Source organism: Helicobacter sp. UBA3407, from assembly GCF_949747025.1.
Taxonomy (GTDB): domain Bacteria; phylum Campylobacterota; class Campylobacteria; order Campylobacterales; family Helicobacteraceae; genus Helicobacter_D; species Helicobacter_D ganmani.
In genome coordinates, this window is sequence record NZ_CATKCB010000074.1 from 1 (window position 1) to 1478 (window position 1478).

The window sequence follows — 1478 nt, forward strand, 5'->3', positions numbered from 1 at the left end:
AAAGCCCAGAAATCTGCGACAAAGCTTGGGTTTATACACAATATGATTCTACCGTGCAAACCAATACAATTATTCCTAGTGGAGCGGGCGGTGCAAGCGTAATTCGCGTCAAGGAAAATGGCAAAGGTTTAGGAATGAGTGTAGCGTGCCAAAGCCGATTATGCTATCTTAATCCAAGAGAGGGAGCAAAGCAAGCTGTGGCAAAAGTTGGACGTGATATTTCCTTGCGTGGCGGGCGTGCTTTGGCAATCACGGATTGCTTGAACTTTGGCAGCCCAGAGAATCCAGAAGTAATGTGGCAATTTAAAGAATCTTGCGAGGGCATTAAAGAGGCTTGTAAAACCCTCAATACACCTGTTGTTAGCGGTAATGTCAGCCTTTATAATCAAACCAACGGCAAAGATATTTATCCTACACCAAGTATTGCGGGAGTGGGCGTAATTGACGCGGTGAATAATGTCCTTTCTTCACATTTCAAAGAAACCGGATTAGAAATCTATCGTCTTGCCTCGCAAGGAATCCAGCCAAAATTTGGCGCAAGCTTGGTTGCAAAATATTTTGGTAATTCTTTCAAAGGCGAGATTGCAAAAATCAATTTGCAAGATGAGCTTTTCCTATGGAATTTCCTCAATGTTGCCAATGAATATGGATTGCTTAAAGCAGCAGTAGATATTTATCAAGGAGGTCTAGCATTAGCATTAACAAAAGCTTGCATAAGAGGAAATATCGGTGTTACAACCACAAAAAAGCTTAGCTTTGATGAGCTTTTTGGCGAAGCACCGACACAGATTTTGCTTGCCATAGAATCGCAAAATCTTGAAAGGGTTATTTCTTTGCTTAAAAATTCAAACTTGAGTTTAACCAAAGTCGCAATACTTGGTGGAGAAACACTCCAGATTGGCGACATTACAATGCCACTCCATAATGCAAATCAAATTTTTTATCAACAATTCCAAAATATTATTGAAACGCTTTAATTCTTATTTTAAGATTCCATTATGGAATCTTAAAATTTTCTTTAAAGTCCTATTTCTCTTATTTCCCTTATTGTCTTGCGCACAAGATTCTAAAAGTTCGTTGATACAGCCTAATTTTATGAATTTTGACCAATTTTATACTCAAGTGCATGAGCAAACATTAGAGCGAAATTTCGTGCGATTTCGTCATCGTATCGTCGTCAGTCGTGAGGGCTATCATTTGTTATCTCCCAAAGAAAAGGAGGCATTAAACCGACTTCACGCACTTGTATTGGTATTTAGCAAGATTTCTTGGTTTATTTATTTTAATGAACAAAGCGGAGTTGGAATCTCCACCACTGCAAATAGTCATTTACAATTTGATATTCGTTATTATGAAACCTTGCGTGATATTGGGATTAATGGAGACATCAAAGCAATGTGTGTCCTCCCCTATTTTGACAAATGTATTTTGCTAGGATTTAAGATGTTTTGATTTCTTAAATTCTTTTATGGTAAAAT

2 protein-coding genes are annotated in these 1478 nt (G+C 37.8%); both read left to right on the top strand.

What is annotated here, in order from left to right; translation table 11 throughout:
- Positions 1 to 977 (top strand): AIR synthase related protein (locus tag Q1553_RS01590; RefSeq protein ID WP_300842702.1); only part of this gene is annotated, 977 nt, incomplete at its 5' end.
- Between the two features lie 118 nt (positions 978 to 1095).
- A complete protein-coding gene (locus tag Q1553_RS01595; RefSeq protein ID WP_300674480.1) occupies positions 1096 to 1452 on the top strand; it encodes a hypothetical protein in 357 nt (118 codons plus the stop codon).
- Positions 1453 to 1478: the final 26 nt, after the last annotated feature.